Origin of the sequence: Actinocorallia libanotica (assembly GCF_039525175.1) — a bacterium.
Lineage (GTDB): Bacteria > Actinomycetota > Actinomycetes > Streptosporangiales > Streptosporangiaceae > Actinocorallia > Actinocorallia libanotica.
In genome coordinates this window covers 1-767 of record NZ_BAAAHH010000080.1, presented here as the reverse complement: position 1 = coordinate 767, position 767 = coordinate 1, and the positions used below count along the sequence as shown (strand labels likewise).

Sequence of the window (767 nt, the reverse complement as noted above, 5' to 3'; positions counted from 1 at the left end):
GTGCGGCGCACCCTGAGCTCCGCCCGCGGCACGGCCGCGGGGGGCCTCGGTGCTGCCCGGGAGCCTGACGGGAGACTGCCCGAATGCTCGACAACGACAACGAACCGATCGAAAATGTGACAGATGGGGCTTCCGGCACGAAAGCGGCCGGACGCCGGAGGGCGGCACGGCCCGCGGGCCCGCCGCCCGAGCCCGAGGAGGACCTGCCCCCGGTGGTGACGGTCCCGGCCTCGGCCGTTCCGGCCGCCCCGGAGACCGTTGCAGAGCTGGAAGAAGCCGACAAGGCGGACGAGGAGCCCGTGGCGGCCCCCGTGCGCGCCGAGCGGCGCGCCGCGCGTCCGGCGGGTCCGCCGCCGGAGGCCGAGGACGTGCCCGCCGTGGTCACGGTCCCCGCCGCGCGGGCCGTGGAGCCCGCCGCCGAGAAGAGCGCGCCGGAAGCCGCCGGAGGAGCCGAGAAGCCGGCTCCGGCCGTGGTGGAGGTGCGCACCGAGCGGCGCGCCGCGCGTCCGGCGGGTCCGCCGCCGGAGCCGGAGGACCTCGACGCCGAGGAGGCCGCCGAACTCGGCCCCGACACCGAGCTCGCCGAACCGCTGGACGACCTGCACGAGCTGACCGGCGCGGCCGAGGCCGTCCTGGAGGCCGCCGCCGCGCTGGAGCCGGTCAAGCGCACCCGGACCCGCATGCGCCGCGCCGCCGAGCCCGCGGAGGGCGAGGCCGGGACCGCGGCGGGCACGGCGGCCGAGGCCGCGGCGTCCGAGACCCCGCAG

Annotated in this window: 1 pseudogene; it reads left to right on the top strand. The window is 79.3% G+C overall.

Features of this window, described 5'->3' with window-relative positions:
* Positions 1–83 precede the first annotated feature (83 nt).
* A pseudogene (locus ABD140_RS39210) lies at positions 84–767 on the top strand (hypothetical protein); the annotation flags it as partial.